Source organism: Paraburkholderia sediminicola, assembly GCF_046030555.1.
Classification (GTDB): Bacteria; Pseudomonadota; Gammaproteobacteria; order Burkholderiales; family Burkholderiaceae; genus Paraburkholderia; species Paraburkholderia sediminicola_E.
In genome coordinates, this window is the sequence record NZ_JAQQCH010000012.1 from 140,172 (window position 1) to 162,633 (window position 22,462).

General features: G+C 63.2%; 24 protein-coding genes. 7 read left to right on the plus strand and 17 right to left on the minus strand.

Annotated elements, in window-relative coordinates; genetic code table 11:
• Nucleotides 1-5: 5 nt before the first annotated feature.
• Nucleotides 6-332 carry a DUF2917 domain-containing protein gene (locus tag PQQ52_RS18725; protein ID WP_408214237.1) on the minus strand — a complete coding sequence of 109 codons (327 nt, stop codon included), beginning with the start codon at nt 330-332 and terminating at the stop codon, nt 6-8.
• Between the two features lie 98 nt (nt 333-430).
• On the opposite strand from PQQ52_RS18725, the gene PQQ52_RS18730 reads away from it, so the two are divergent.
• Nucleotides 431-1,399, plus strand: coding sequence for a transcriptional regulator GcvA (locus tag PQQ52_RS18730; RefSeq protein WP_408214239.1), 969 nt, complete (start codon nt 431-433; stop codon nt 1,397-1,399).
• Nucleotides 1,400-1,470: 71 nt separating this feature from the next.
• On the opposite strand, the gene PQQ52_RS18735 is transcribed toward PQQ52_RS18730, so the two are convergent.
• The 10 genes from PQQ52_RS18735 to PQQ52_RS18780 form a co-directional block, all read right to left on the minus strand.
• A complete protein-coding gene (locus PQQ52_RS18735) occupies nt 1,471-1,740 on the minus strand; it encodes a DUF493 family protein (RefSeq protein WP_325043375.1) in 270 nt (89 codons plus the stop codon).
• On the minus strand, nt 1,712-2,668 hold the full coding sequence (locus tag PQQ52_RS18740) for a D-amino acid aminotransferase (RefSeq protein WP_408214244.1): 957 nt from the start codon (nt 2,666-2,668) through the stop codon (nt 1,712-1,714). The genes PQQ52_RS18735 and PQQ52_RS18740 overlap by 29 nt, the downstream gene beginning before the upstream one ends.
• 13 nt (nt 2,669-2,681) lie before the next feature.
• The gene (locus PQQ52_RS18745) at nt 2,682-3,911 is read right to left on the minus strand and encodes a D-alanyl-D-alanine carboxypeptidase family protein (protein WP_408214246.1); all 1,230 of its coding nucleotides are present in this window, start codon (nt 3,909-3,911) and stop codon (nt 2,682-2,684) included.
• A 357-nt stretch (nt 3,912-4,268) separates the two neighbouring features.
• The gene (locus PQQ52_RS18750) at nt 4,269-4,913 is read right to left on the minus strand and encodes an alpha/beta hydrolase (protein ID WP_408214249.1); all 645 of its coding nucleotides are present in this window, start codon (nt 4,911-4,913) and stop codon (nt 4,269-4,271) included.
• 8 nt (nt 4,914-4,921) lie between these two features.
• Nucleotides 4,922-5,245, minus strand: a complete 324-nt coding sequence (locus PQQ52_RS18755) for a (2Fe-2S) ferredoxin domain-containing protein (RefSeq protein ID WP_007179515.1) — start codon at nt 5,243-5,245, stop codon at nt 4,922-4,924.
• Between the two features lie 111 nt (nt 5,246-5,356).
• Nucleotides 5,357-6,514 carry a VanZ family protein gene (locus PQQ52_RS18760; RefSeq protein WP_408214252.1) on the minus strand — a complete coding sequence of 386 codons (1,158 nt, stop codon included), beginning with the start codon at nt 6,512-6,514 and terminating at the stop codon, nt 5,357-5,359.
• A gap of 31 nt (nt 6,515-6,545) precedes the next feature.
• Nucleotides 6,546-7,172, minus strand: coding sequence for an ABC-type transport auxiliary lipoprotein family protein (locus tag PQQ52_RS18765; RefSeq protein WP_408214255.1), 627 nt, complete (start codon nt 7,170-7,172; stop codon nt 6,546-6,548).
• A gap of 29 nt (nt 7,173-7,201) precedes the next feature.
• Entirely contained in the window at nt 7,202-8,176 is a 975-nt protein-coding gene (locus PQQ52_RS18770) for an MlaD family protein (protein ID WP_408214258.1), read from the minus strand.
• A gap of 16 nt (nt 8,177-8,192) precedes the next feature.
• Complete coding sequence (locus PQQ52_RS18775; RefSeq protein ID WP_408214261.1) at nt 8,193-9,071, minus strand: ABC transporter ATP-binding protein; 879 nt, start codon at nt 9,069-9,071, stop codon at nt 8,193-8,195.
• Nucleotides 9,068-10,201 (minus strand): MlaE family ABC transporter permease, encoded by a 1,134-nt coding sequence (locus PQQ52_RS18780; protein WP_408214264.1) that lies wholly within the window; start codon nt 10,199-10,201, stop codon nt 9,068-9,070. The genes PQQ52_RS18775 and PQQ52_RS18780 overlap by 4 nt, the downstream gene beginning before the upstream one ends.
• Before the next feature lie 106 nt (nt 10,202-10,307).
• On the opposite strand from PQQ52_RS18780, the gene PQQ52_RS18785 reads away from it, so the two are divergent.
• From PQQ52_RS18785 to PQQ52_RS18795, 3 genes are read left to right on the plus strand one after another with little or no spacing between them, the layout of a single operon-like run.
• Nucleotides 10,308-11,213: a biotin--[acetyl-CoA-carboxylase] ligase gene (locus PQQ52_RS18785; protein ID WP_408214267.1), complete on the plus strand. Its 906-nt coding sequence runs from the start codon at nt 10,308-10,310 to the stop codon at nt 11,211-11,213.
• Nucleotides 11,210-12,025 carry a type III pantothenate kinase gene (locus PQQ52_RS18790; RefSeq protein WP_408214270.1) on the plus strand — a complete coding sequence of 272 codons (816 nt, stop codon included), beginning with the start codon at nt 11,210-11,212 and terminating at the stop codon, nt 12,023-12,025. Before PQQ52_RS18785 ends, PQQ52_RS18790 begins: the two co-directional genes overlap by 4 nt.
• A 53-nt stretch (nt 12,026-12,078) precedes the next feature.
• On the plus strand, nt 12,079-12,318 hold the full coding sequence (locus PQQ52_RS18795; protein WP_408194412.1) for a hypothetical protein: 240 nt from the start codon (nt 12,079-12,081) through the stop codon (nt 12,316-12,318).
• Between the two features lie 92 nt (nt 12,319-12,410).
• On the opposite strand, the gene rfaE2 is transcribed toward PQQ52_RS18795, so the two are convergent.
• From rfaE2 to PQQ52_RS18825, 6 genes are all read right to left on the minus strand, one after another.
• Nucleotides 12,411-12,893, minus strand: a complete 483-nt coding sequence (gene rfaE2 / locus PQQ52_RS18800; protein WP_408214272.1) for a D-glycero-beta-D-manno-heptose 1-phosphate adenylyltransferase — start codon at nt 12,891-12,893, stop codon at nt 12,411-12,413.
• 189 nt (nt 12,894-13,082) lie between these two features.
• Complete coding sequence (locus PQQ52_RS18805) at nt 13,083-13,955, minus strand: ferritin family protein (RefSeq protein WP_028198988.1); 873 nt, start codon at nt 13,953-13,955, stop codon at nt 13,083-13,085.
• 583 nt (nt 13,956-14,538) lie between these two features.
• Nucleotides 14,539-15,339: a PhaM family polyhydroxyalkanoate granule multifunctional regulatory protein gene (locus PQQ52_RS18810; protein WP_408214274.1), complete on the minus strand. Its 801-nt coding sequence runs from the start codon at nt 15,337-15,339 to the stop codon at nt 14,539-14,541.
• Nucleotides 15,340-15,518: 179 nt separating this feature from the next.
• A complete protein-coding gene (locus PQQ52_RS18815; RefSeq protein ID WP_408214277.1) occupies nt 15,519-16,412 on the minus strand; it encodes an enoyl-CoA hydratase/isomerase family protein in 894 nt (297 codons plus the stop codon).
• A gap of 98 nt (nt 16,413-16,510) precedes the next feature.
• A complete protein-coding gene (locus tag PQQ52_RS18820; RefSeq protein ID WP_408214279.1) occupies nt 16,511-17,731 on the minus strand; it encodes an ABC transporter substrate-binding protein in 1,221 nt (406 codons plus the stop codon).
• Nucleotides 17,732-17,981: 250 nt separating this feature from the next.
• Complete coding sequence (locus tag PQQ52_RS18825) at nt 17,982-18,965, minus strand: fumarylacetoacetate hydrolase family protein (protein ID WP_408214282.1); 984 nt, start codon at nt 18,963-18,965, stop codon at nt 17,982-17,984.
• Between the two features lie 169 nt (nt 18,966-19,134).
• Between PQQ52_RS18825 and PQQ52_RS18830 the strand changes: the two genes are divergently transcribed.
• From PQQ52_RS18830 to PQQ52_RS18840, 3 genes are all read left to right on the plus strand, one after another.
• Nucleotides 19,135-20,022 (plus strand): IclR family transcriptional regulator, encoded by an 888-nt coding sequence (locus tag PQQ52_RS18830; protein ID WP_408214284.1) that lies wholly within the window; start codon nt 19,135-19,137, stop codon nt 20,020-20,022.
• A gap of 178 nt (nt 20,023-20,200) precedes the next feature.
• On the plus strand, nt 20,201-21,487 hold the full coding sequence (locus PQQ52_RS18835; RefSeq protein ID WP_408214287.1) for a DUF3108 domain-containing protein: 1,287 nt from the start codon (nt 20,201-20,203) through the stop codon (nt 21,485-21,487).
• Between the two features lie 532 nt (nt 21,488-22,019).
• Complete coding sequence (locus tag PQQ52_RS18840) at nt 22,020-22,277, plus strand: BTH_I0359 family protein (RefSeq protein ID WP_120344435.1); 258 nt, start codon at nt 22,020-22,022, stop codon at nt 22,275-22,277.
• Nucleotides 22,278-22,462 lie beyond the last annotated feature (185 nt).

Below are 22,462 nucleotides of genomic sequence, written 5' to 3' on the forward strand. Positions count from 1 at the left end.
CGCGCTCAAACCGTGCGCCAGCCCCCACGCATGCGGGCCGCCAGCCGTTCTGTGACCCGCGCGAACCAGTTCAGCGCACGTTCATCGCAGCGCGTCGGCACCGAAAACGCGACTTTCGCCTGCGTGCTGCCTTCGGCGCTCAACCACAACCGTTCGCCACGCCGCAGCCGCAGCGTATGACCGGGCTGCAGCCAGTAGTCGTCCGTATCATCGCTGCGCGTGACCCACACCGCGCCGCCGTGCACGACCAGCTTGGTGCTGCGTGCCACCTTCATAGGAATGGTTTCGCCGTTGCGGATTTCAAAAGCGATACTAGAGGAAATTTCTCGCATGATGCCCTCGCCAAAATTCGTTTCATGACTACAATCCTAGGCGTAGCAAGGGTTTACGCAAAACGATCTATTTTCATCTCTATGTGAGAAATATTGCGATGAACCTCCGGCAATTACCTTCGCTGAACGCCGTCAAGGCGTTCGAAGCCGCAGCCCGCCACGAAAGCTTCTCGCGCGCGGCGGACGAGCTATTCGTCACGCACGGCGCCGTCAGCCACCAGATTCGCGCGCTGGAAGCCGAACTGGGCGTCACGCTGTTCGCCCGCGACGGCAAGCGCGTGCGGCTCACGGACACGGGCCGCCGCTATGCGACGCGCGTGCGCACGGCATTGATGGCGCTTGCCGATGCCACCGTCGAAATCCGCGCCGGAGACCGCGAGCGGCGCCTTGTCGTTTCCATGCTCTCCTCGTTTGCGGCGCGCTGGGTAACGCCGCGCATCGGCAGTTTTATCGAGGCGCATCCCCAGTGGGACCTCGAACTGCTGTCCACCAATGCCTTGACCGACTTCGCGCGCGACGACGTCGACGTAGCGGTCCGCTTCGGCTACGGCAAATATTCGGGGCTGCACGCGGAGTTGCTGCTGGAGGAGATCTTCTTTCCGGCCTGCGCGCCGAATTTCAACGGCGGCAAGCTGCCGCAAACGCCGGCCGATCTGGCCAAGGTCCCGCTGCTGCGTTCGGATGACGAGCTCTGGCGCCCGTGGTTCGACGCCGCCGGGCTCACCGATTGGCAAGAACCGAAGCGCGGCGTGCTATATCAGGATTCGTCGAATCTGCTGCAGGCGGCCATCGACGGTCAGGGGATTGCGCTCACGCGCCGTTCGCTGGCAATGCACGAGATCGCCGCGGGGCGCCTTGTTCGGCTATTCGATGTGGATGGGCCGAGCCCGTGGCAGTACTACTTCATCTGCCCGCCGCAGATGCTGGAGACCGCGCGCGTCAAAGCGTTCCGCGCTTGGGTATTCGAAGAAGTGGGACGGTTCAAACAGCTTTTCGAGCGGGTTTGCGAGGCGGGACCTGCCGCAAGCCCTGATCTGGCGACGGACGCCTTGCGCGTCACGCCGTAATACGAGGCATCGTTGGAACGGCTTGCAGTGCGGGCGCCAAAGTCAAGGTCGACGCCCGTTCGGACAGTGCTTTAAAGCACGACCTTCACCATTGGATGCCCGGTGAGCGCGCGATAGATATCGTCGAGCTGCGCCTGGCTCGTGGCGCGCACCGTGACCGTCAAACCGGTGTAATTGCCGCCGCTGGACGGCCGCGTTTCCACGCGAGCAGGGTCGACTTCGTTATCAAACTGCCGAACCACCGTGACAATCGTCTCGGCGAACTCGGGATGCGACTTGCCCATGATCTTGATGGGAAAGTCACACGGAAACTCAAGCAATGATTCTTTCTCGGGGCTCATTCCCTACTCCTTGCTGCGCTTCTTGCGCTTCCTTGGTCTTGGCACGCTGATAGGCCGCGTACAACGCCGCAAACACCGCGCCCGGCTTGCCGCCGCCAACCGGCTGACCATCGAGTTGCGTGACCGGCAGCACTTCCTTGGTGGCGGAACTGACCAGAATTTCGTCAGCGGCACGCAACTCAGCTTCGGCGATCTCGCACGCTTCGAAGCGAATGCCGCACTCGCTCGTGAGCTCCTCGATCAGACTGTAGCGAATCCCTTCGAGAATCTTGTGGCTGCGCGGCGGCGCGTACAACACGCCGTCCTTCGCCATCCAGATATTCGAAGACGAACCTTCGGTCAGCATGCCGTCGCGAAACTGGATCGTCTCGAACGCGTCGTTTTCGGCCGCGTACTGAGCCATCAGAACATTGCCGAGCAGCGACACCGATTTGATGTCGCAATTGAGCCAGCGACGGTCTTCAGCGGTGACACAGCGCACTCCCTGGGCGCGCTGTGCCGCGTCCGGCAGGTTCAGTGGCGTGACCATCACGAACACAGTCGGCTGGATGCCAGCCGGGAACGCATGGGCGCGCTTTGCGACGCCCCGTGTGATCTGAACGTAGGCAATCGCGTCCTGATCGGCGCGTAGGCTAGCGTCCGCTTCATTGGCCGCGACTACGCGCTCGATCAGCTCGCGCCAGCCGGCGGCGTCGAACGGATTAACAATGCCGATCTTGTCCAGCGAACGCCCGAGGCGCGCCAGATGATGCCTGAAGCGAAACGCCGTACGGCCGCCCGCGTGCGCGTACAACGGCGCGACTTCGTAGATACCGTCGCCGAAAATGAAGCCGCGATCGAGAACCGGCACGCGCGCTTCGGACAAGGGCACCAGCTCGCCGTTCAGATAAACGATTGGGTCGAGCGAAACATCGGAAACAGCAGTCATCGCAATCGGACTCTTATTTCTTCTTGTTGAACATCAGCATCAGCGAATCCCACACGCGGCCGACCACGCCGGCTTGCGGCACGGCTTGCAACGCGACGATCGGGAATTGCGCCAGCACCTTGCCGTCTGCCACGAGCTTCGCCGTGCCGACCTGCTGACCGTTCGCGATCGGTGCGATCAGCGGATCGATCTGTTCGATCTGCGGCTTTGCCTTGTCGCCCATGCCCTTCGGCACGGTGATGTACTGATCGCTCTTCACACCGATCTGCACGGTGTCCTGCGCACCCTTGTAGACGCGCGGCGTGCCCACCACCTGATTCGCCTTGTACAGGCGCACCGTGTCATACGCGGTGTAGCCGTAGTTCAGCATCTTCAGGCTGTCCTGCACGCGGTCGTGTTCCTTGGTCTCGCCCATCATCACCGAGACGAGGCGGCGCGACCCGTCGGTCGTGCCCGGCAGCGAACGCTTCGCACTCGCGATCAGGCAATAACCAGCGGCTTGCGTGTGACCGGTCTTCAGACCGTCCACCGTCGGATCGATCCACAGCAGACGATTGCGGTTCGGCTGCTTGATCTTGTTGTACGTGAATTCCTTGACCGAGAAGATGTTGTAGTAGTCGGGGAAGTCACGAATCAGACGGGCCGACAGCACCGCGAGGTCGCCCGCCGTGGTGTAGTGCTGCGGGTCGGGCATGCCGTTCACGTCGGCGAAATGCGTATGTTTCATGCCGAGGCGCTGCGCTTCGGTGTTCATCATGTTGACGAACTGCGCTTCGCTGCCGCCCACCAGTTCGGCCAGCGCGATCGCCGCGTCGTTGCCCGACTGGACGATCATGCCGTACACCAGATCGTGCACGGTCACCGGCTTGTTCGCTTCGATAAACATACGCGATTCGTCGGTTTTCACACGGCGCACGGCTTCGCTCGGCATCACCGTCTGGTCCATCGTGATCTTCTTCGTCTGCAGTGCTTCGAAGACGAGGTACGCGGTCATCAGCTTGGTTAGCGAGGCCGGTTCGACGCGTTCGTCGGCATTGCCCGATGCGAGCACCTGATTGCTGGTTGCATCGACGAGCACCCACGAGCGCGCATTCACCGCGGGCGGCGGCACTTGCGCGAACGCCGTGCTCGCAACGAGCGTTGCCGGCAGCACGATGCCGAGGGTCACGGCACGGCTAAGCGTAGGGGGAACGAAAGAAGAAACTGACGGGAATGACGTGCGGCCGGAGGTGGAGAAACGCATAGGGTCGATTCGTGCGGAAAAATACATCGCGCGCAGGGCGCATAGTTTGGAGGAGCCGGTCGGCGAGCGTCAGGCCGTAAAAAACGGCACGGCGCCCATTGGACTTCCGGCTACGCGATCGGTTCGCGCAGCACGCCTCTCATCCAGCACCGCTGCGCGCGCAGAGAAGCTACGCGTCGCGCGAACTGCCGGGTGGGCGATGTGCTGCGCCCAAAAAAGAGCGCTCATTATACGCGCGCTATCCTGGTATCTTTGATCAAAGGGCGGCGATTAATTTGCGTTTGCACGTACCTGTACCCCGGAAAACACGCGCGGGGTGTCCCGCGCGTGCCTCGCATGTGCCCCGGGGTGTACCCTTTAACGCCACGCGTCGGCGATGATTCGCTTCAGGACGTGCAGTTTGCGATGCAGAAAATGCTCTGCCCCCGGAATCACGACGACCGGCAATTCCTGCGGCCGCGCCCAGTCGTAAACCGACTGAATGGGAACGGTCTCATCGGTTTCACCGTGAATCACGAGCGTGTTTTCCGGCACGGGGGCGACTTCCCAACGGCTCGCCGCGGTGCCGACGAACACGATCCGCTCGATCGCCTGACCTTCTTCGCGCAGCTTCGCGGCCACGTGCGACAACACAAAAGTGCCGAACGAAAAACCCGCCAGGACGAGGGGCAGATCGCCCTGCCCTGCCTGCGCGCGCATGTGATCGAGCACGGCGCGCAGATCATCGCGCTCGCCGATGCCTGCGTCATGCTCACCTTGCGTTTCGCCGACACCCCGGAAATTCGAGCGGTACGTCACGTAGTTCAACTGCACAAGCGTGCGCGCGAGCGTCTGCGCAACCTTGTTGTCCATCGTGCCGCCGAACAGCGGATGCGGGTGCGCGACCAGCGCGATGCCGCGCGGCGCGGCGCCGTTTTCGCGCATGTCGTCGGGCAGATCCAGCGCGACCTCGATCTTGCCGACCGGGCCGTCGATCAGATATTTCTGTGTATGTACGTTCATGGCGAAGCTTATTGATCGATTTTCAGACGCTCGACGATCTTGCCGTTCACAAGGTGCGAATCGACAATTTCATCGATGTCGCTCTCATCGACGTACGTGTACCAGACGCCTTCCGGATACACGACCAGCGTTGGGCCGAGTTCGCAACGATCCAGGCAGCCGGCCTTGTTGATACGCACCTGGCCGGGGCCGGCGAGGCCGAGCTTCTTCACACGCTTTTTCGCGTGTTCCTGCATCTCCTGCGCATTGCAATTGGCGCAACTCGGGCGCTCCGCGCCGGGTTCGCGCTGATTGAGACAGAAGAAGACGTGGTACTTGTAGAAGGAGTCCATGATGTCCGGGGACGAAGCTGTGAGAGTGGGGAATGGCGCTGGAAGCACCGCGGCGCGCCTGTTGTGCGGACGATTATAGCGAGCGGGGCTGCAGGCTGCGTCGCCCCCGCGTCATGCGTGCTTCACGCGCCGTTTGAGCCACACCTGTTCGACGAGATAGGCGAGCCACACCAGCGCCGCATACGGCCAGATCCACGCGATCCAGTGAGCGAGACCGTTGAAGTGCAGATACCGGCCCTGGCGCCAGTCGGCCAGCACGGCATCGAAATACGGATTGACCGGCAACAGATTGACGAACACCAGCGCGACCGTGAGCGCACAGGCCGCAAGCGCCGCGCGCGACCTGCGCCGCAAGCGCAGCGTCAGCAGTGCCGCGACGGTACCGCACACGAGCCCTGCCAGCGCGCCGGGCGTCGCCCAGTCGAACGCAAGACCGGATTGCGATTGCAGAAACGTCGCGCCCGCCTTGACGCACAAGGTCGTGACGATAAACACGATTAACAGGCGCACGAGCGGCGCATGGCGGCGCACCGGTAACGAGGCCAGCACAAGTGCGGCGAACAGGTTGAGCGTGGTAATGACGGCTTCCCAGGCGTCGTCCGGCAGCCAGGCGGCAACCAGCGTCGGCCACGCGCCGACGTGCCAGCCTGCCGGCGCCCATGCGAGCAACGCATCTTGCGTCGTCGAATCGAAACGCAGCCACAGCTCGCGTGGCCAGTTGCCGAGACCGAACAGGCGTGGCGCCGGGTACATCGTCGCGAACGGCCACGAGGCGACAAGACACACGAGTGCCGCCGTGTCGCGCTCAAACCAGAGAAGCCGCAAACGCCGCAGCAAGCCGCGATCGAGCAACGCGCCGGTGGCCGGCGACATGATCGCCGCGCCCAGCAGCGCGCCGAGCGCATTCGCGGCGAGGTCGAGGTTGGAGGCAACGCGCGTCGGCAGATAGGTTTGCACCGCTTCCATCACGCCCGACAGCAAGCCACCGAGCACGAACGCCAACGCGACAGCCAGCGTGCCGCGCCAGCGCGGATACACCGCGAGCACCACCAGCGCGCCGAGCGGCATATAGCCGAGCACGTTGGTGACGACGTCGAACGCCGTCAGGTACTGCGGCATGGGATCGGACAGGTAGGCAAACGGAGCAAGGCCGAGCGAACGCCAGCCGGAAAACGGATACCACGAGCCATAGACGATCAGCGCGGCATACAGCGCCAGTGCCTGCCGGGCGAGCGCCGAAGGACGGCGCTGCCAGGGTTTAACGCTCATGCAGCGCTCCGTTGCGTGCGCTGCAGCCCGCTCATTGCGCGGCGACCAGCGCCTGCACGCCGAGCCACGCGCTGAGCTGCGAGACGAGGTCGTCGCTGGCGGCGGCGAGCGCCTGCGCACCGCCGGCGGCGTCCGGGGAACTCGACGGCGCGCGCGCGATGAATGTGCGCTGGCCGATCACCTTGCCGTTTTGTGTCAGCGTGGCGCGCGCAGTGACCGCAGCGTGGCTTTCCGACTGGCTATCGAAAACCTGTTCGAACTCGCTCAGATCGACCTTCAGCACCGGAGCGCGTACACCGTCCGCACCTGTCAGCACGGTGCCGTGCGAACTGAGCGCGCTGCGCAACCGCTGCGTCAGCAACTGCGACGGCGCCATGGTCCAGTGGCTATTCGCGTACGACGCGGTCTGTTGCGCGTCGGCGTAGCTGAGTCGGTAAATCAGTTTGTCGGACTCGAGGGTGTCGGGCGCGCTGACATCGAGCACCTTCACCGCCGGCTGCGTGCCGGCCGAGGCCGCCTGGCTCGGCGGCCCGAAGTCGTAGCGGATGTCCGAAATCGCTGCGGGGTTGCCTGCGCATCCCGCAGCCAGCACGCCGAACGCGAGCAGCATCGCAAGCGCGGTGCTCGAGGACAACAATCGGTGAGTCAAGCGTGACATGACAATCTTCCTTTCTTCAAACCTTCAATTCATTTGGCAGCGGCCGCAGCAGCACGGGCGGCAGGCCACGAGAAGCCAGCCTCGCCAGGGCCCGGTGCCGCGCTCGGCGCGCCGAACAGTACGCTGCGCGGATTGGTGCTGAACGTGTCGGCAGCACGGTCCACCGAACGGGCTGCCGAGCGCACGTCTTCGGCGAGCGAATTAACGCGTGGCAACGTGTCGTAGCCGACACGCGCCGACAATTCCTGGATCGAACTATCCATTGACACCAGCGCGTCACCCGCTTGCTGCGCCGCCGTCCCGACCTTGTTCAGGTTCGTCTCGAACGGCCCGTCCGGGCGGTTCAGACTGGTGATCAACTGATTGGTCGACGCCAGCGTGCGATCCAGCTGGTTGATCGTGGCGGGCAGCTTGCCGGTAACCGGCGCCATCTGCTGGGTCAGTGTGGCGACGCCGTCGGCGGCCTTCTGAATGCTCGCCGCCGTGCCATGCAACTGGCTGACCATTTCCGGCGATAACAGATTGTCGACGTCGTCGGTGACTCTTTCGAGTTTGCGCAACAAAATGTCGCCGCGCTGCTGCAACTGATCGAGCAAGCCCGGACGCATCGGCAATTGCGCCACATCTTTCGGCGACGACGCGAGCGGCGTCGGATCGCGCCCATTGTCATCCAACTGGATGAAGGCGATACCCGTCACGCCCTGGAAACCCAGGCTGCCGAACGTGGAGTGCGTGATCGGCGCGTGCGTGTCGACAAGGATGCGGATCAGAATTTGTCCCGGATGATCCCGATCGAATTTGATCGACTGCACCTTGCCGACGTCGAGCCCGCGATAGCGCACCGCCGCGTCGGTATAAAGCCCCGTGACGTTGGTACGCGCAATCAGATCGTACGGCACGCGCACGGAACGGTCGACGTTGAACAAAAAAGCCGCCACGGCGATTGCAGCCAGCAAGGCCACTGTGAAAAGCCCTGCCCAGAAGGCGTGTGATTTGTTTTCCATTGTCAGGTTCCCTGGTTCACAGCGGCAATTCGGACGATGCCGACTCGAGCGCCGCGCGCGGCAGTTTCGCGCGGCGTTCCGGCGGCAGCGCCTGCAGCGCGCGACGCCCGCGCAGGCCGAGGAAATATTCGCGGATAAAAGGATGATCGACGCCCGCCGCCTCTTCGACCGGCGCGGCGACCAGCACCTTGCGATCCGCCAGCACGGCGACGCGGGTGGACAGCGCGATCATCGTGTCGAGATCGTGCGTGACCATCACCACCGTCAGCCCAAGCGCGCGATGGAGCGCGGAGATCAGCTCGACGAATTCGTCGGACGCCTGCGGATCGAGGCCGGCGGTCGGTTCGTCGAGAAATAGCAACTCTGGCTCGAGCGCGATAGCGCGCGCAATACCCACGCGCTTGATCATCCCACCCGAGAGCGCGGACGGCATTTTCGACGCGTGCTTGCACGGCAGGCCGACCATCTCGAGCTTGAGCATCACGATGTCGCGCAGCAGGTCTTCGGGCACCTTGCCGAGTTCGCGCAACGGCTGAGCGACGTTGTCGAATACCGAAAGCGACGAGAACAGCGCGCCGCGCTGAAACAGCATCCCGGAGCGGCTGCGCATGAGCAGCGCGGTTTCGGGCGAAATGGTGGCAATGTCCTCACCAAACAGCTTGATGGTTCCCGACGACGGCCGCTCCAACCCGAGAATCTGCCGCACCAGCGTGGTCTTGCCCGAGCCCGATCCGCCGACGATCGAGACGATCTCGCCGCGCCGCACATCAAAATTCAGATGCTGATGCACGATGTTGCGACCGTAGCGCTTGGTGATGTCGATGACCTCGATTACCGGCTCCGCAATCTCGGGCATCGGTTGGCCGCGTACGGCCTGAGTGAGCGGCGCGATCATCCGAGCCCCACGTTCTGGAAGAGGATCGCGAACACCGCGTCCGCGAGAATCACGATGGTGATCGACGTCACCACCGAGGTCGTCGTGCCTTCGCCGAGGCTTTGCGAATTGGCCTTGATACGGAAACCGAAGTGACAGCCAACGATCGCGATCAGCATGCCGAACGCGACGCCCTTGCCGAGGCCGATCCACAGATTCGCAACCGGCACGACGCCGGGCAATGCGCGCGCGAAGTAACTCATGTCGATGCCGAGCACGATCTTGGCGGCAAGCGCGCCGCCGGTCAACGCGATGATGTTGGTCCACATCACGAGGAGCGGCATGGCCACGCCTAGCGCGATCACCCGCGGCAGGATCAGCCGCAACCCGTGCGGGATGCCCATCACACGCATGGCATCGAGTTCTTCGGTAACGCGCATCACACCGATCTGCGCGGTAATCGCCGAGCCCGAGCGCCCCGCCACCAGAATCGCCGACAGCACCGGCCCCAGTTCGCGAATCACCGACAACCCGAGAATATTGACGATGTACTGATTCGCGCCAAAAAGCCGCAGTTGCTGCGCCGACAGATAGCTCAGCACGATGCCGATCAGGAACGCGACCAGCGCGGTGATCGGCAGCGCCTTGGTGCCGGCGTTATAAATGTTTGCTGAGATTTCGGTCCACGGCGTGATTTTCGGTTTGCGCAGGATCGCGAGGAGATCGAGCACGACCTGCCCGAGCATGCCGAATCCGCCGTACAGGTGTTCGAAGAACGAGAAGATTGCGAGGCCCAGCCGTGTGAACGGGTCGAATTTGACAAGCGGCTCGGCTTTTTCCCGCACCGTGTCGAGCAACGCGATGCGCTCGAATATGTCGCGTTGCGTATCGGTGAGCGTGGTGTCCGGGGGCATCTTGTGGCCCCACACGCGCCACAACGCCTGGCCGCCGACGTGGTCCATCCGGTCGATACGCGACAGGTCCCACAGGCGGATGCCCTCAGCACCGACCAGCGAGTGCAACAGCGGGATCACGTGGCCGGTGGCCTTGTCGCGCGCGAGCGCGAGCGCCGTCCACTGGCCCGAGAGCCGGACGATCTTGCCTTGGCTGCCTGCCGCGACTTCAAGCCCGGGCGGAGTGTCGTAGTTCAAGGATCGCTGCAATCTGGTTATCGGATTAGGGGCCATTGTAGCGAACGCGCGGCGGATGAACTGTGCTCGCGGGCTCGCAGCGTTCGCTGTCGCTACAATATGAGACATGAACGCTTCCAAGACCCCACCCCAAGCCGCCGCGGCTTCCGACTGGCGCATCGACCGTGAACGCGCCGTCGCGCTGTTCGGTCCGCACGCGCATGACTGGCCGATCGAGATTGTCGAGGAAACCGGCTCGACCAACGCCGACCTGATGACGCGCGTCAAAGCATTGCCGCGCAAAGCTAACGCGTTGCCACGGCCGATCGTGCGGGTCGCGTATCTGCAAACCGCGGGCCGCGGCCGCCGTGGCCGTCCTTGGTATGCGGAGCCGGGCAATGCGCTGCTGTTTTCGGTGGCATGCGTGCTGCCGCGTCCGCTCGAAGGGCTGGCGGGTTTGAGCCTCGCGGTGGGTGTGGCGCTGGTCGACGGCCTGCGCTCGTTGCCGGTCGCAGGCCCTGGACAGATCGCACTGAAGTGGCCCAACGACGTCCTGCTCGAAGGCGACAAACTGGCCGGCATCCTGATCGAAACCGCGTGGAGCACGGATGACGCGAGCGCCGTGGTGATCGGTATCGGCACCAATGTGAAGGGCGCGGACGAGCTCGCCGCCAAGGTCGGTGCGTTGAACGTGGACGTACCGGCGCAAGCGCGCGGCACCGTGCCGACCGCGCTGCAACGCGCGCTGCCGAATGCGAACCTCACTGATACGCTGGCCGCGGAACTGAACGCGCTCGAACCTGCGTTGCAGCGCTTCGGCGCTGAGGGCTTCGCGCCGTTCCAGGCGCGCTGGAACGCCGTCCACGCCTACGCGGGCCGCGAAGTCGTGCTGCTGGAGCAAGGTAAAGAACTGGCGCGTGGGCTGGCCGCGGGTGTCGACGAACGCGGGCAACTGCTGCTCAACACAGCAGCGGGTCGTCTGACCGTCGCGACCGGTGATGTCTCGCTGCGTCTGGCCGACGGTGCCGCATGACGAGCAGCGCGCCTTATCTGTTGATCGACGCGGGCAATAGCCGCATCAAGTGGGCGCTGGTGCAGCCCGACGGTACGCAAATCGCGGCCGGCGCGCTCGCGCACGGCGGCGCTGACCAACCTGACTGGTCGAAGTTGCCGACGCCAGCCGGTGCATGGTTATCGAACGTCGCGGGTGAAAGTGTCGCGGCGCGGATTGCCGCACTCCTCGACGCTCGCTGGCCGCAACTGCCGCTCACGACGATCCGCGCCTGCGCACAGCAGTGCGGCGTGACCAATAGCTACACGACACCGCATGCGCTCGGCAGCGACCGCTGGGCCGGGCTGATTGGGGCATACGCGGCGTTTCCCGGTCAGAATCTGCTCATTGCGACGTTCGGCACGGCGACCACGCTTGAAGCGCTACGCGCGGACGGCTGCTTTGTCGGCGGCCTGATTGCGCCGGGCTGGACCCTGATGATGCGCTCGCTAGGCGAGCACACGGCGCAACTGCCGACGCTCGACGCCAACGCCGCGCGCGGCTTGCTTGACGCAGGCGCCACGTCTGACCGGGATCGCCACGGCCCATTCTTCGCGACCGATACGCCGCACTCGTTGTCGGCTGGGTGCACGTTAGCGCAAGCCGGTTTGATCGAGCGCATGTGGCGTGATTTGCAGGACGAATGGCAAGTGCCGGTGCGTCTGGTGGTGAGCGGCGGCGCGGTGGACGAAGTGACAAGTGCGTTAAAAGTGCCGCATACTCGCCACGATTCACTGGTGTTGTCCGGGCTTGCGCTGATTGCTGCCGAACGCGCGATGGAACGCGATGCCTGAGCCGCGGCCTTTCGGATAACGGCGGCTGAACTTATGGACGGGGAATACTAACAATGCTGCGCTGGCTGATCGCCATATTATTTCTTGCCAACATGCTGGCATTCGTCGCAATGCGCGGCGTATTCGGGCCGACGCCCACAGCCGGCGGCCGCGAGCCGAACCATCTGAACCGCCAGTTCCATGCGGAGTGGTTGAAGGTGCAGCCCGTCACGGCAGCTGAAGCCGCCGACCAGGCGGTCGTAGGCGGCCCGGCGCCGGCAGCGCCGATAGCGGCATCGGCACTGCCGCAGTAAAAGCGGCACAGGGTGCTAGAGGCGGTAGCGCGAGGCGCCAGCATCTCACCTGGAAGCGGCGGATAGAAGAAGGCGCCCCGCACGCAAAGACGTTACCCTTGCGCTCGAACCTTCTTCAGCAGTGCGGTGGTCGACCGGTCATGCTCGAAGGGAATCGCCAAAGCCTTGCCGCCCCAGCCCCGCACAATGGCCGATTCGGGCAAAGCATCCATGTCGTAATCGCCACCTTTGACGAGCACATCCGGCCGCAGCGCCGAAATCAGCTCCACAGGCGTTTTCTCGCCAAAGCAAACCACATAATCGACGCTTTCCAGAGCCGCCAGCAACGCCATCCGATCGGACTCGTTATTGATCGGCCGGTCGTCTCCTTTGCCTAGCATGCGCACCGAAGCATCGCTATTGACGCCGACAATCAGGCAAGCGCCGAGCGCTTTGGCGTCGGCAAGATAAGTCACATGCCCGCGATGCAGGATGTCGAACACCCCGTTGGTAAATACAACCGGCGCGGACATCGAAGCACGAAGCTTCACCAGCGCATCGCGCGTCAACATCTTGCGTTCAAAAGTGGCAGCCATAACGGAGTCGCAAAGAAAAGAGAAGTGCCGCCACGATACACGGCGAACGGCATGAAGCAAAACGGCCCAGCAAGCTCACGCCTGCCGGGCCGTTCTTAAAAAACCTTAACCGCTTCGCGGCGCTAACGCCGGATCGGACTCAAGCCCGCGGACTCAAACCTCAGACTCAACCCCGCGAACCGGAACCCATCATGCCGGCTGTTCAGCCGACTTCTGATCGGCCTGCAAGCGCGCGACGACTTCCTTGCGATAACGGTTCAATTCCTGCGCCGTGTTGAAAGTGCGCTCGAACAGAATCGACAGATTGTGCAGAATTCGCTCGACCACCTTTTTTTCCCAACCGTCGTCGAAACGGATCTGCTCGTCGAGCCAGCGTTCGAGCCATTCCGGATCCGGCAGACGCGATTGAATCGTGTCGCGCGGGAACAGCGCCTGATTCACGTGCAGGTTGGTCGGATGCAACGGCTTTTCCGTGCGGCGCGCCGACGCCATCAGGACGCCGATCTTGGCGAACGCAGCGCGCGCGATGTCACCGGTTTGCACCATCGCTTTCTTCATGTAGCGCAGATACGCGCCGCCATGACGCGCTTCGTCGCGCGAAATGGTTTCGTAGATGGCCTTGATGACCGGCTCGGTGTGCCATTCGGCTGCACGGCGATACCAGTGGTTCAGGCGGATTTCGCCGCAGAAATGCAGCATCAGCGTTTCGAGCGGCGGCGCCGGGTCGAATTCGAAGCGCACCGCGTGCAGTTCTTCTTCGGTCGGGCACATTTCCGGCTTGAAACGGCGCAGATATTCCATCAGCACCAGCGAATGCTTCTGTTCTTCAAAGAACCACACGCTCATGAATGCGGAGAAATCGCTGTCGTGATGGTTGTCACGCAGGAACATTTCCGTGGCGGGCAACGCCGACCATTCGGTGATCGCATTCATCTTGATCGTCGCGGCCTGCTCGTCGGTCAATAGCGATGCATCGAACTTGTCCCAGGGAATGTCTTTCTCCATGTCCCATCGAACGGATTCGAGCGATTTATAAAGTTCCGGATAAAGCATGGTGTTCATAGTTCCACCCCTGTTCTGCGCATACTGTCTGTGTCTGTCACTACTACGTGTAGCACTTTTACTGATGACGAACGAAACGCACGGTTTGCGCCTCGTTTATCGGCCAAGCATTCAATTTTACGCGGTAATCTGCCGCCTAGATGCACCGGGCAGCAAAGAAGTCCAGGCGATTGCGCGGCGCTGCTAACCAGAAGTTACGCGCTGCGCGGCCAACCGTGGGTGAGGGATACCCTATGCCTGAGGTCGAGCCAGTCTGCGATAAATCCGCACCGTCCAGCCCTGCGCCGGTGTACCGGCGGCGAATGGCGCCAGGGCAGCCGGATTGGTTGTTTTCAGCGCATGCCCAAAAGCCGAATGAAGCTTACACAATGATAGCACGCTGAATTTACAGATCCCGTGCCCTGACAGACGCAAATCCGGTGCCTGATTGACCGCTCTCAATAAACCAGCCGATTCGCGGAGTGTGGCCGACGATCGGGGTCAAAACCATGACAGGTGGCGAATTCACTTAGTTTGCCTCGCCGGCCCGTCTGGCTTTGCGCCCTCGTCGCATGGATCGCGCTGTCCTGTTTCATTCCTGCCGTTAGACAGACTTTTTCGGCGCCCGCGGCCCGGCACTCGAACTGCCGGCGCGTTTCGCGGACGTTGAAGTTGACGTCGCTGCCCGTTTCGCGGCCGGCCGTTTGGCAGCGGGCCCTGCGTCCGCTGCGCTCGCGTTCGGCGCGTCAGCCGCCTTCCCTGCCGACGCCGAGGCGCTCGCCGCGCCCTCGGGCGAGCTGGTCGCCGAACCGTCTGCCGCGCCTGGCTGCGTCGTCGCAAACTGGGCGATCTGATTGAACTGCGATTGCAGCAGATTCCACCAGGCAGAAGCATCGAACGGCGGCGTCGCGGTGGCCCCGCCTTCGTCGGTTGCCGGCTCGGCTGCGGCCGATGAACTCGCACCGCCCGAAGCCGAAGATGTCTCCGGATGCGGCCAGCCAGTCGGCGCGGGGCTCGGCGCAGCAGCGCCGGAAGCCGGCTGCGCCATCGACGACTGCGCGAACGCGCCGAACGCACGCAGCGTAGCGAGCGTTGCGCGCTGCACTTCCAGCGCCTGAATGGCGGACTGCAGCATATTCAGATTCAGCTTGAGCCACTGTTCGACCGCTCGCATGTCGGTAATGCGCTTGTCGAGTTCTTCGACATTGGTCAGCGGCGCCATCATGTCGGACATCATCGACAGCGACGGCCCGAGGCTGCTGCCAGGCTGCGCGCCGGAGAACGCCGAGTTGAACGGCGAGAGACGCATCATGCCCCACATGCGTTCGAGCATTTCAGCGGGCGGAAAACCGGGAAAACCGGGAAAACCGGGAAAGGGCGGCGTGGTGCCATGTGTATCAGTCATGCTTGTCGCCTCGCTGCATAAAGGGAAGGAAATAGCGCCATCCCGCGCGCGTCTGATTCGATCATACCGCGCGTGGCGCTGCGAACCGCGCTTAGTTTGGGCTGCTGTCTGCCCCATCTGCGCAGCACCTTAAGGGCCAACCGGCGGGGCTTTGCGCAATACGCGCCGTTCTCCGACTTTCAGGAGCGATCACCGCCCGAGCCGCCGCCGGATGGCTGCTGCGGCTGGCCACGCCACGGGTCCGCGCCGCCAAAATCCGGCGCGCGCCGCTCGCGCAGCGAGTTCACGCCTTCGCGTACATCCGGCCCGGCGAAACCCATGAACTCCAGTGCCAGCGACGTATCGAACGCCGGCCCTGCCGAGCGCAGCCAGTTGTTCAGCGCGTACTTGGTCCAACGAATCGCCGTTTGCGAGCCGTTGGCCAGTTTTTGCGCGACTTCGAATGCTTTGGGCAGCAGATCGTTTTCCTCGACGGCAAGCGACACGAGGCCGATTCGCTCGGCCTCTTCGCCGCTCACCGGCTCGCACAGCAGAAGGTAATACTTGGCCTTCGCCATGCCGCACAGGAGCGGCCAGACGATGGCCGCGTGATCGCCGGCGGCGACGCCCAGACGCGTATGACCGTCGATGATGCGCGCCGACTTCGTCGCGATCGAGATATCGGCGAGCAGTCCGGCCACGAGCCCCGCACCGACGGCCGGGCCATGCATCGCCGAAACGATCGGTTTGCTGCAATTGATCACGTTGTAGACCAGATCGCGCGCCTCTCGCCACACGCGTGCGCGAACGTCGAAATCGGTCGCCATGTCTTCGACCAGTTGCAGGTCGCCACCGGCCGAAAATCCCTTGCCCTCGCCGCGAATGATCGCGACACGCGTGTCGGGATCCCGATCGATATCGCGCCAGATTTCCGCGAGCTCGAAGTGCATCCGCGCGTTAGCGGTGGCGAGCCCGCTTTTGTTCGCGCCCTCGCCGCTCATCACGACTTCGAGCACACCGTGCGGGTGGCGATGCAATTGCAGCGACTGGTAATGCGCATAAAACGCGTCGTTACTGTGTGGTGCCTGAGACATGGTGAGCAATCCGTCTATCGGTGTATCTGTTGAAACCGTCGCCTTAAAGGCACGTTCGGCACCTTCGTGCGCTACGTCAGCGCAAACCCCGCGCAAACTCAATGCGGCTGATAAACCCACTTCGCATTCTTGATTTCGACCATCACACGCGCCCGTTGATCGAGTCCGAGGTGATCGGTGGCGCTCATGTTGACCACGCCATTGGTGTCCGCGAGACCACGCGTTGCTTCCAGCGCATCGCGCAGCGCACGGCGAAATTCCGGCGTGCCGGGCGCGGCCGCTTTAAGCGCGATCGGTATCGCGTTGCTGAGCAGCATGCCGGCGTCCCACGTGTACGAACCGAACGCCGACACGCTGCCCGGTCCGCGCAACGCCTCGAAGCGCGCGATGTAGTCGAGCGCGAGACGTTTGGCCGGATGGTCCGCTGGCAATTGCGCGGCGACCAGCACCGGGCTCGCGGGCAGGAACGTGCCGTTGCAATCGGCGCCGCACACGCGCAGGAAGTCGTTATTGCCGACCCCATGATTGTGATAGATCAGTCCTTTGTAGCCGCGTTCCCTGAGCGTCTTCGGCGGCAGCGCGGCGGGCGTGCCGGCCGCGCCGACCACCACCGCATCCGGGTGGGTCGCGAGCATCTTCAGGACCTGCCCGGTCACGCTCGGATCGGTACGATTGAAGCGCTCGCTCGCCACCATGTTGATGTGATGCAACTGCGCGAACTTTGCGACTTCGGTATAGAAGGTTTCGCCGAGCGCGTCGGCCTGGCCGATGAACGCGATCGTTTTAACGCCGTGCGCACTGGCGTGTTCGGCAATCGCCGAAGCCATCATCGCGTCGGTCTGCGGGGTCTTGAATACCCAGTGGCGTTTCGCATCCACGGGTTCGATGATTTTCGCCGACGAGGCCAGCGAGATCATCGGCGTTTCGCCATCGGCAACCACGTCGATCATCGAGAGCGAATTCGGCGTGATCGATGAGCCGATGATCGCGTCGACGTGATTCTCGGAGATCAGCTTCTTCGTGTCCTGCACAGCCTGCGTAGTGTCGGACGCGTCGTCGAGCACGATGTATTCGACGCTCTGCCCGCCAATCTGCTTGGGCAGCAGCGTGGCGGTATCGCGTGCGGGAATGCCGAGCGACGCAGCCGGCCCGGTCAACGACAGCACGAGGCCGATCTTCACCTGTGCGAGGGCGATGGCGGGCAGCGCGGCACACAACGCGGCGGCAAGACGGGCGAGCCCATGCCGCGATGGTGTTGCGCGGGCGCTCGATGCGCGAGCGTGCTGGGTGACTCGTTCAAAGGATTCAAATCGCGGCATGCTGTCTCCTCACGTCGTTTTTTCGTTTTGATGGTCCGCCGATGTGCTGCTTGTGCCCGGCTCACGTGCGGGTTTGCGTTCGAGTTTGCGTTGATTTCGCGATCAGCGGACAACCGCTTCCCCGAGGCGGGCGCCGCGCCAGTCAGTGTAGCGGCGCGTCATGGTGCCGGTATCGGGCGAAACCCTTTCGTAGACAACGAAGCGCGTACAGACGCGGCCTTGACTCCGCGTACCGCACAACACCTGCAACTCAATCCAGCGGCGCGATGCCCTGATCGATCGAGCCAAAAATCGACTTGCCTGCTTCGTCGAACATTTCGATCTTCACGGTATCGCCGAACTTCATGAACTCGGTTTGCGGCGCGCCGTGCTCGATGGTCTCGAGGCAACGCTTTTCAGCGATACAGCAATAGCCGCGCTTCGCGTCCTTGTTCGACACCGTGCCCGAACCGACAATCGCGCCGGCGCGCAGATTGCGCGTTTTCGCCGCGTGCGCGATCAATTGGCCAAAGTGGAACACCATGTCGGTGCCGGCGTCGGGCTGGCCGACTTTCTTGTTGTTCCAGTGGACGATCATTGGCCGGTGCACGCGGCCTTCGCGCCAGCTCTCGCCGAGTTCGTCGGGTGTCACCGCTACCGGCGCGAACGAGGTGGCCGGCTTGCTCTGGAAAAAGCCGAAGCCCTTCGCGAGCTCGGCGGGAATCAGATTGCGCAGCGAGACATCGTTGACGAGCGTCACCAGCCGCACGCTCTTCAACGCCTGATCGGGCGTGGCACCCATCGGTACGTCGGTGGTGATCACGGCGACTTCTGCTTCGAAGTCGATGCCGAATTCCTCAGATGCACACAGCACATCGTCTTTCGGGCCGATGAAGTCGTCGCTGCCGCCCTGGTACATCAGCGGATCGGTCCAGAATTCCGGCGGCATTTCCGCGCCACGCGCGCGGCGCACCAACTCCACATGGTTCACGTACGACGAACCGTCGGCCCACTGGAATGCGCGTGGCAGCGGCGCCATGCATTCCCTGGCGTCGAACGGGAACGTGTTGCGCGCGCGGCCCTGATTGAGCGAATCGTACAAATCCTGCAGTTGCGGCGCGTAGAAGGCCCAGTCGTCGAGCACGCGCTGCATGGTGGGCGCGATCGCGTCGGCGACGGCCGCGGTGTGCAGGTCGCGGGACACGACGATCAGCTGACCGTCGCGCGTGCCGTCCTTCAGCGTGGCAAGTTTCATAGAGGAGTGAACCGTTAGTGACGATAGAAGGAATCTATTCTACGATGGTGAATCGGCTCGGCCCAAGTGCCGTTGCCCGACGGCGGTTTGCGCAACGTGGCGGCACGGCTGTGAGGTCCAACCCGCCTCCTTATCACTTTCTTTAAAACGCGCTCCATGCGCCTCGCTCATGTCTCCAATTGCCCGCTCCGGCGCGATCCGTACCGACGCCGACTCCGCTGAACCGCTCGAAGCGCCGGAGTCGGACGACGAAAGCGTCGAAACTGGCGAGGAAAAGCTGCGCTCCGGCATCCAGTCGATCGAGGTCGGGTTCAGATTGCTCGAGGTGCTGACCCACGAACCGCGCGCGATGATGCTGCGCGATCTGGCGCAGCGTGCGGGCATGAGTCCGGCGAAAGCGCACCGCTATCTGGTGAGTTTCCTACGCCTCGGTGTCGTGGCACAGGATCCGCTGTCGGGCCGTTACGAACTGGGCGGCTTCGCGTTGCAATTGGGTCTCGCGCGGCTTGCCCGCGTCGACGGCGTGAAGCTCGCGCGCATTGCGCTTGCCGAACTGCGCGACCGCCTCGATCTGACGGTGGGCATCGCGGTATGGGGTAATCAGGGTCCGACGATGGTTCACTGGATGGAGTCGAGCCACCCGGCCAAGGCGTCACTTAAGCTCGGTGACGTGATGCCGCTGCTCAATTCCGCCACCGGTCTGCTGTTTGCCGCCTATTTGCCGTCGAGCAAGACCGCCGCGATGCTGGAGCGCGAACTGGCCGATTCGCGCCGCTCGTCGCACATGGGCGGCCCGCGCACGCGGGAAGAAGTAGAGCGGGTGCTGACGGACGTGCGCCAGCATGAAGCGGCGCGCGTGGAAGGCATGTTGCTGCCGACCATCCACGCGTTCTGCATGCCGGTGTTCGACTCGACCGGCGATCTGGCGCTGGGCCTGGTCGCACTCGGTCACGAAGGCGCATTCGATATCCGCTGGGGCGGCGAGATCGATACGGCGCTGCGCGAATGTGCACAAAAGCTCTCTTATGAGCTCGGGTATAGTGCGGCGCCACGCTGACCCGCGGATGAGCTGATGAGCCGGGTCCAGGAACATCGTTCGCTGGTATGTAGTCGAACCCGTTCGCGGTCCGTTCAGCATCAGGCCTGGCGGCTTTCACCGTTGCCGCCACGCCGGGACTTGGGGTGTGCTGCCCCGTCTATTCGCTTCCCGTCGGCCCGTTCAAATTCATTCGCCAATGTCGTCACCTTCCGCCACAAGCCGCTCTGATCGCACGCCGCCCGTCAGGCCGCGCGCCGGTTTGCGGGTGGGGCGATGGATTGCCGCTCTGCTGGTCGTGGCCGTCCTGCATTGGATCGCGGCGCAATGGGTCGAGCGCAACCGCGCGACGCTGAATCCATCGGACAACGAGCATGTCCCCGTGCAGGTTGCACTGCTGACACCGGAACGTATCGAGCGCAAACCCGCCGCCGAAGCGCCGCAAGCTGCAGCGCCGGCGCACAAGGCCGCCGCGCGCAAGCCACGCGAACACGTGCTGACTGCGACGCAAGCGGCAAAGCAGGCACCCGTGGTCACGGCCGCATCGGATGCAGCAGCGAGTGCATCGGCCGCCGCGAACACCCCTGATGCCAACGCTAATGCGAGTGCGTCCGCTACCGGCACGGCCAGTGCGCCCACCGCCGCCAGCGCGCCTCAAGCTTCAGCGGGCGTGAAATTCTCCGTTCCACCTTCCGGGGAACTCCAGTACGACACGTTCTACAACGGCGTGCGTAACCAGCCCGGCACAATTCACTGGACCAGCACCGCACAAAGCTACGAGATGGTCGTCTCCGTGCCACTCCCGTTCGTCGGCACGTTCGTGTATTCGAGCCATGGCCGCATCGACGCATTCGGCCTCGCACCGGATCAATACGTCGAAAAGCGCGGCCGTCGTCCGGAAGACGTGGCCATCTTCAATCGCACCGACAAAAAAATCGCCTTCACGCGTACCCCGGCCACGCTGCCGCTGCCCGACGGCGCGCAAGACCGTTTCAGCATGGTGATGCAACTCGCCGCCCTCGTGCGCGGCGACCCTGCCGCCTATAAGCCAGGCGTGACGCGGCAATTCTTCGTGGTCGATAACGATAGTGGCGAGAACTGGCCAGTCGAGACGATCGGCGACGAAACCATCCGCACCGCGCAGGGTTACCTCGAAACGCGCCACTTCAAGCGCCTGCCTCGGCACGATGGCGATCTACGCCGCGTCGACGTATGGCTCGCGCCGTCGCTCGGCTGGTTGCCCGCGCGAATCATGCAGACCGAGCCGAACGGCACGCAATTCGAACTGGTGTGGCGCGGCAAGCTCAATTCGGAGAATGCTGGTAATCCACTCAATAGCAGCGGGGACACCGCCAATAACGGCAATACTGCGGCTGACAATTCGACAAACCAGGCGCCTTCTATCGCGCCGGCAGTGATGCCCGATGCCGCTTCCGCTTCATCAGTCGATTCAACCGGCCCCGGCAACCTGCCCGAAAAGCCCTGAACCTAATAGGGACGCGACCGGGCCCGCGAAACTTGCACGGCGAGGCCGACTCGCGCCATGGCGTCACCGGTGCGGCATTGAGCCGCTGGCTGACGCTCGCTTTTCGGGCAAAGCACCTCGACGCGGCCGAGCAGATCAGGGAGATGCCAGCCCATACGTTGCCAGAAGACTACGCCATCACGTGCGAAGCCCTGCGCGTTTTCGATCTACGCGGTAAGCTGGGAACAATGCGTCGCCAGACGTTGGCCATGGGGGCCGCCACGACACGGGCACGCCACCTGCTGCTACGCAGGCAATAGCAGACGCCATCGAAGGCGCACAGTCCGCAATGCGCGATGCCGCTCTTCTTGCGCCCATCGAGCAGTCTCACGGTTTTGCTGCACTGCTTGAAACGTTTCTTGGAAAGCCGGTCTAACCGGTAGGTTCGGAACATTACAAGCGTCAATCCGGACCCACCCCTTGAATTCCACACCACTAGCTCCACCTATGGCGCAGGAATGGCCAGGAGCCAACGGAAATAAGGAGTGTCGCCATGCAAATGATCTACAACAGCCCCAATTATTGTGTCGTCGAGTTTCCGCCGCAGGAAGGTCCGTTGGCCATGAAGTCGGGTGGCTATGAGATCGTCGACAAAAACATGCAGCGCGAAATTTACATAGACGGTGCAATGGCGGCCAGTTTCCGCGAGCACGTGCAAAAATTGATCGAAGAGGAACCGTCGTTGGATGAAGTAGACGAATTCCTTGGGCAGTTCGACAGCCTGATGCATCAACCGGTGATTCTTCACTAACCGAAAGGTTTAGCGTAACGGTTTGGCGACACACATCGACCGCGCCCATCGGCTCAGCCGGCGGCGCTGACAAGTCGGTCAGCATCGATTTAACGGCCCAGCAGGCTTCTGCCTCACTGGGCCGTTTTCTTTCCGGTGCCCCTGCAGTTCCCGTTGCCCTGCCACGCGCACCCTGCCCGCCCGGC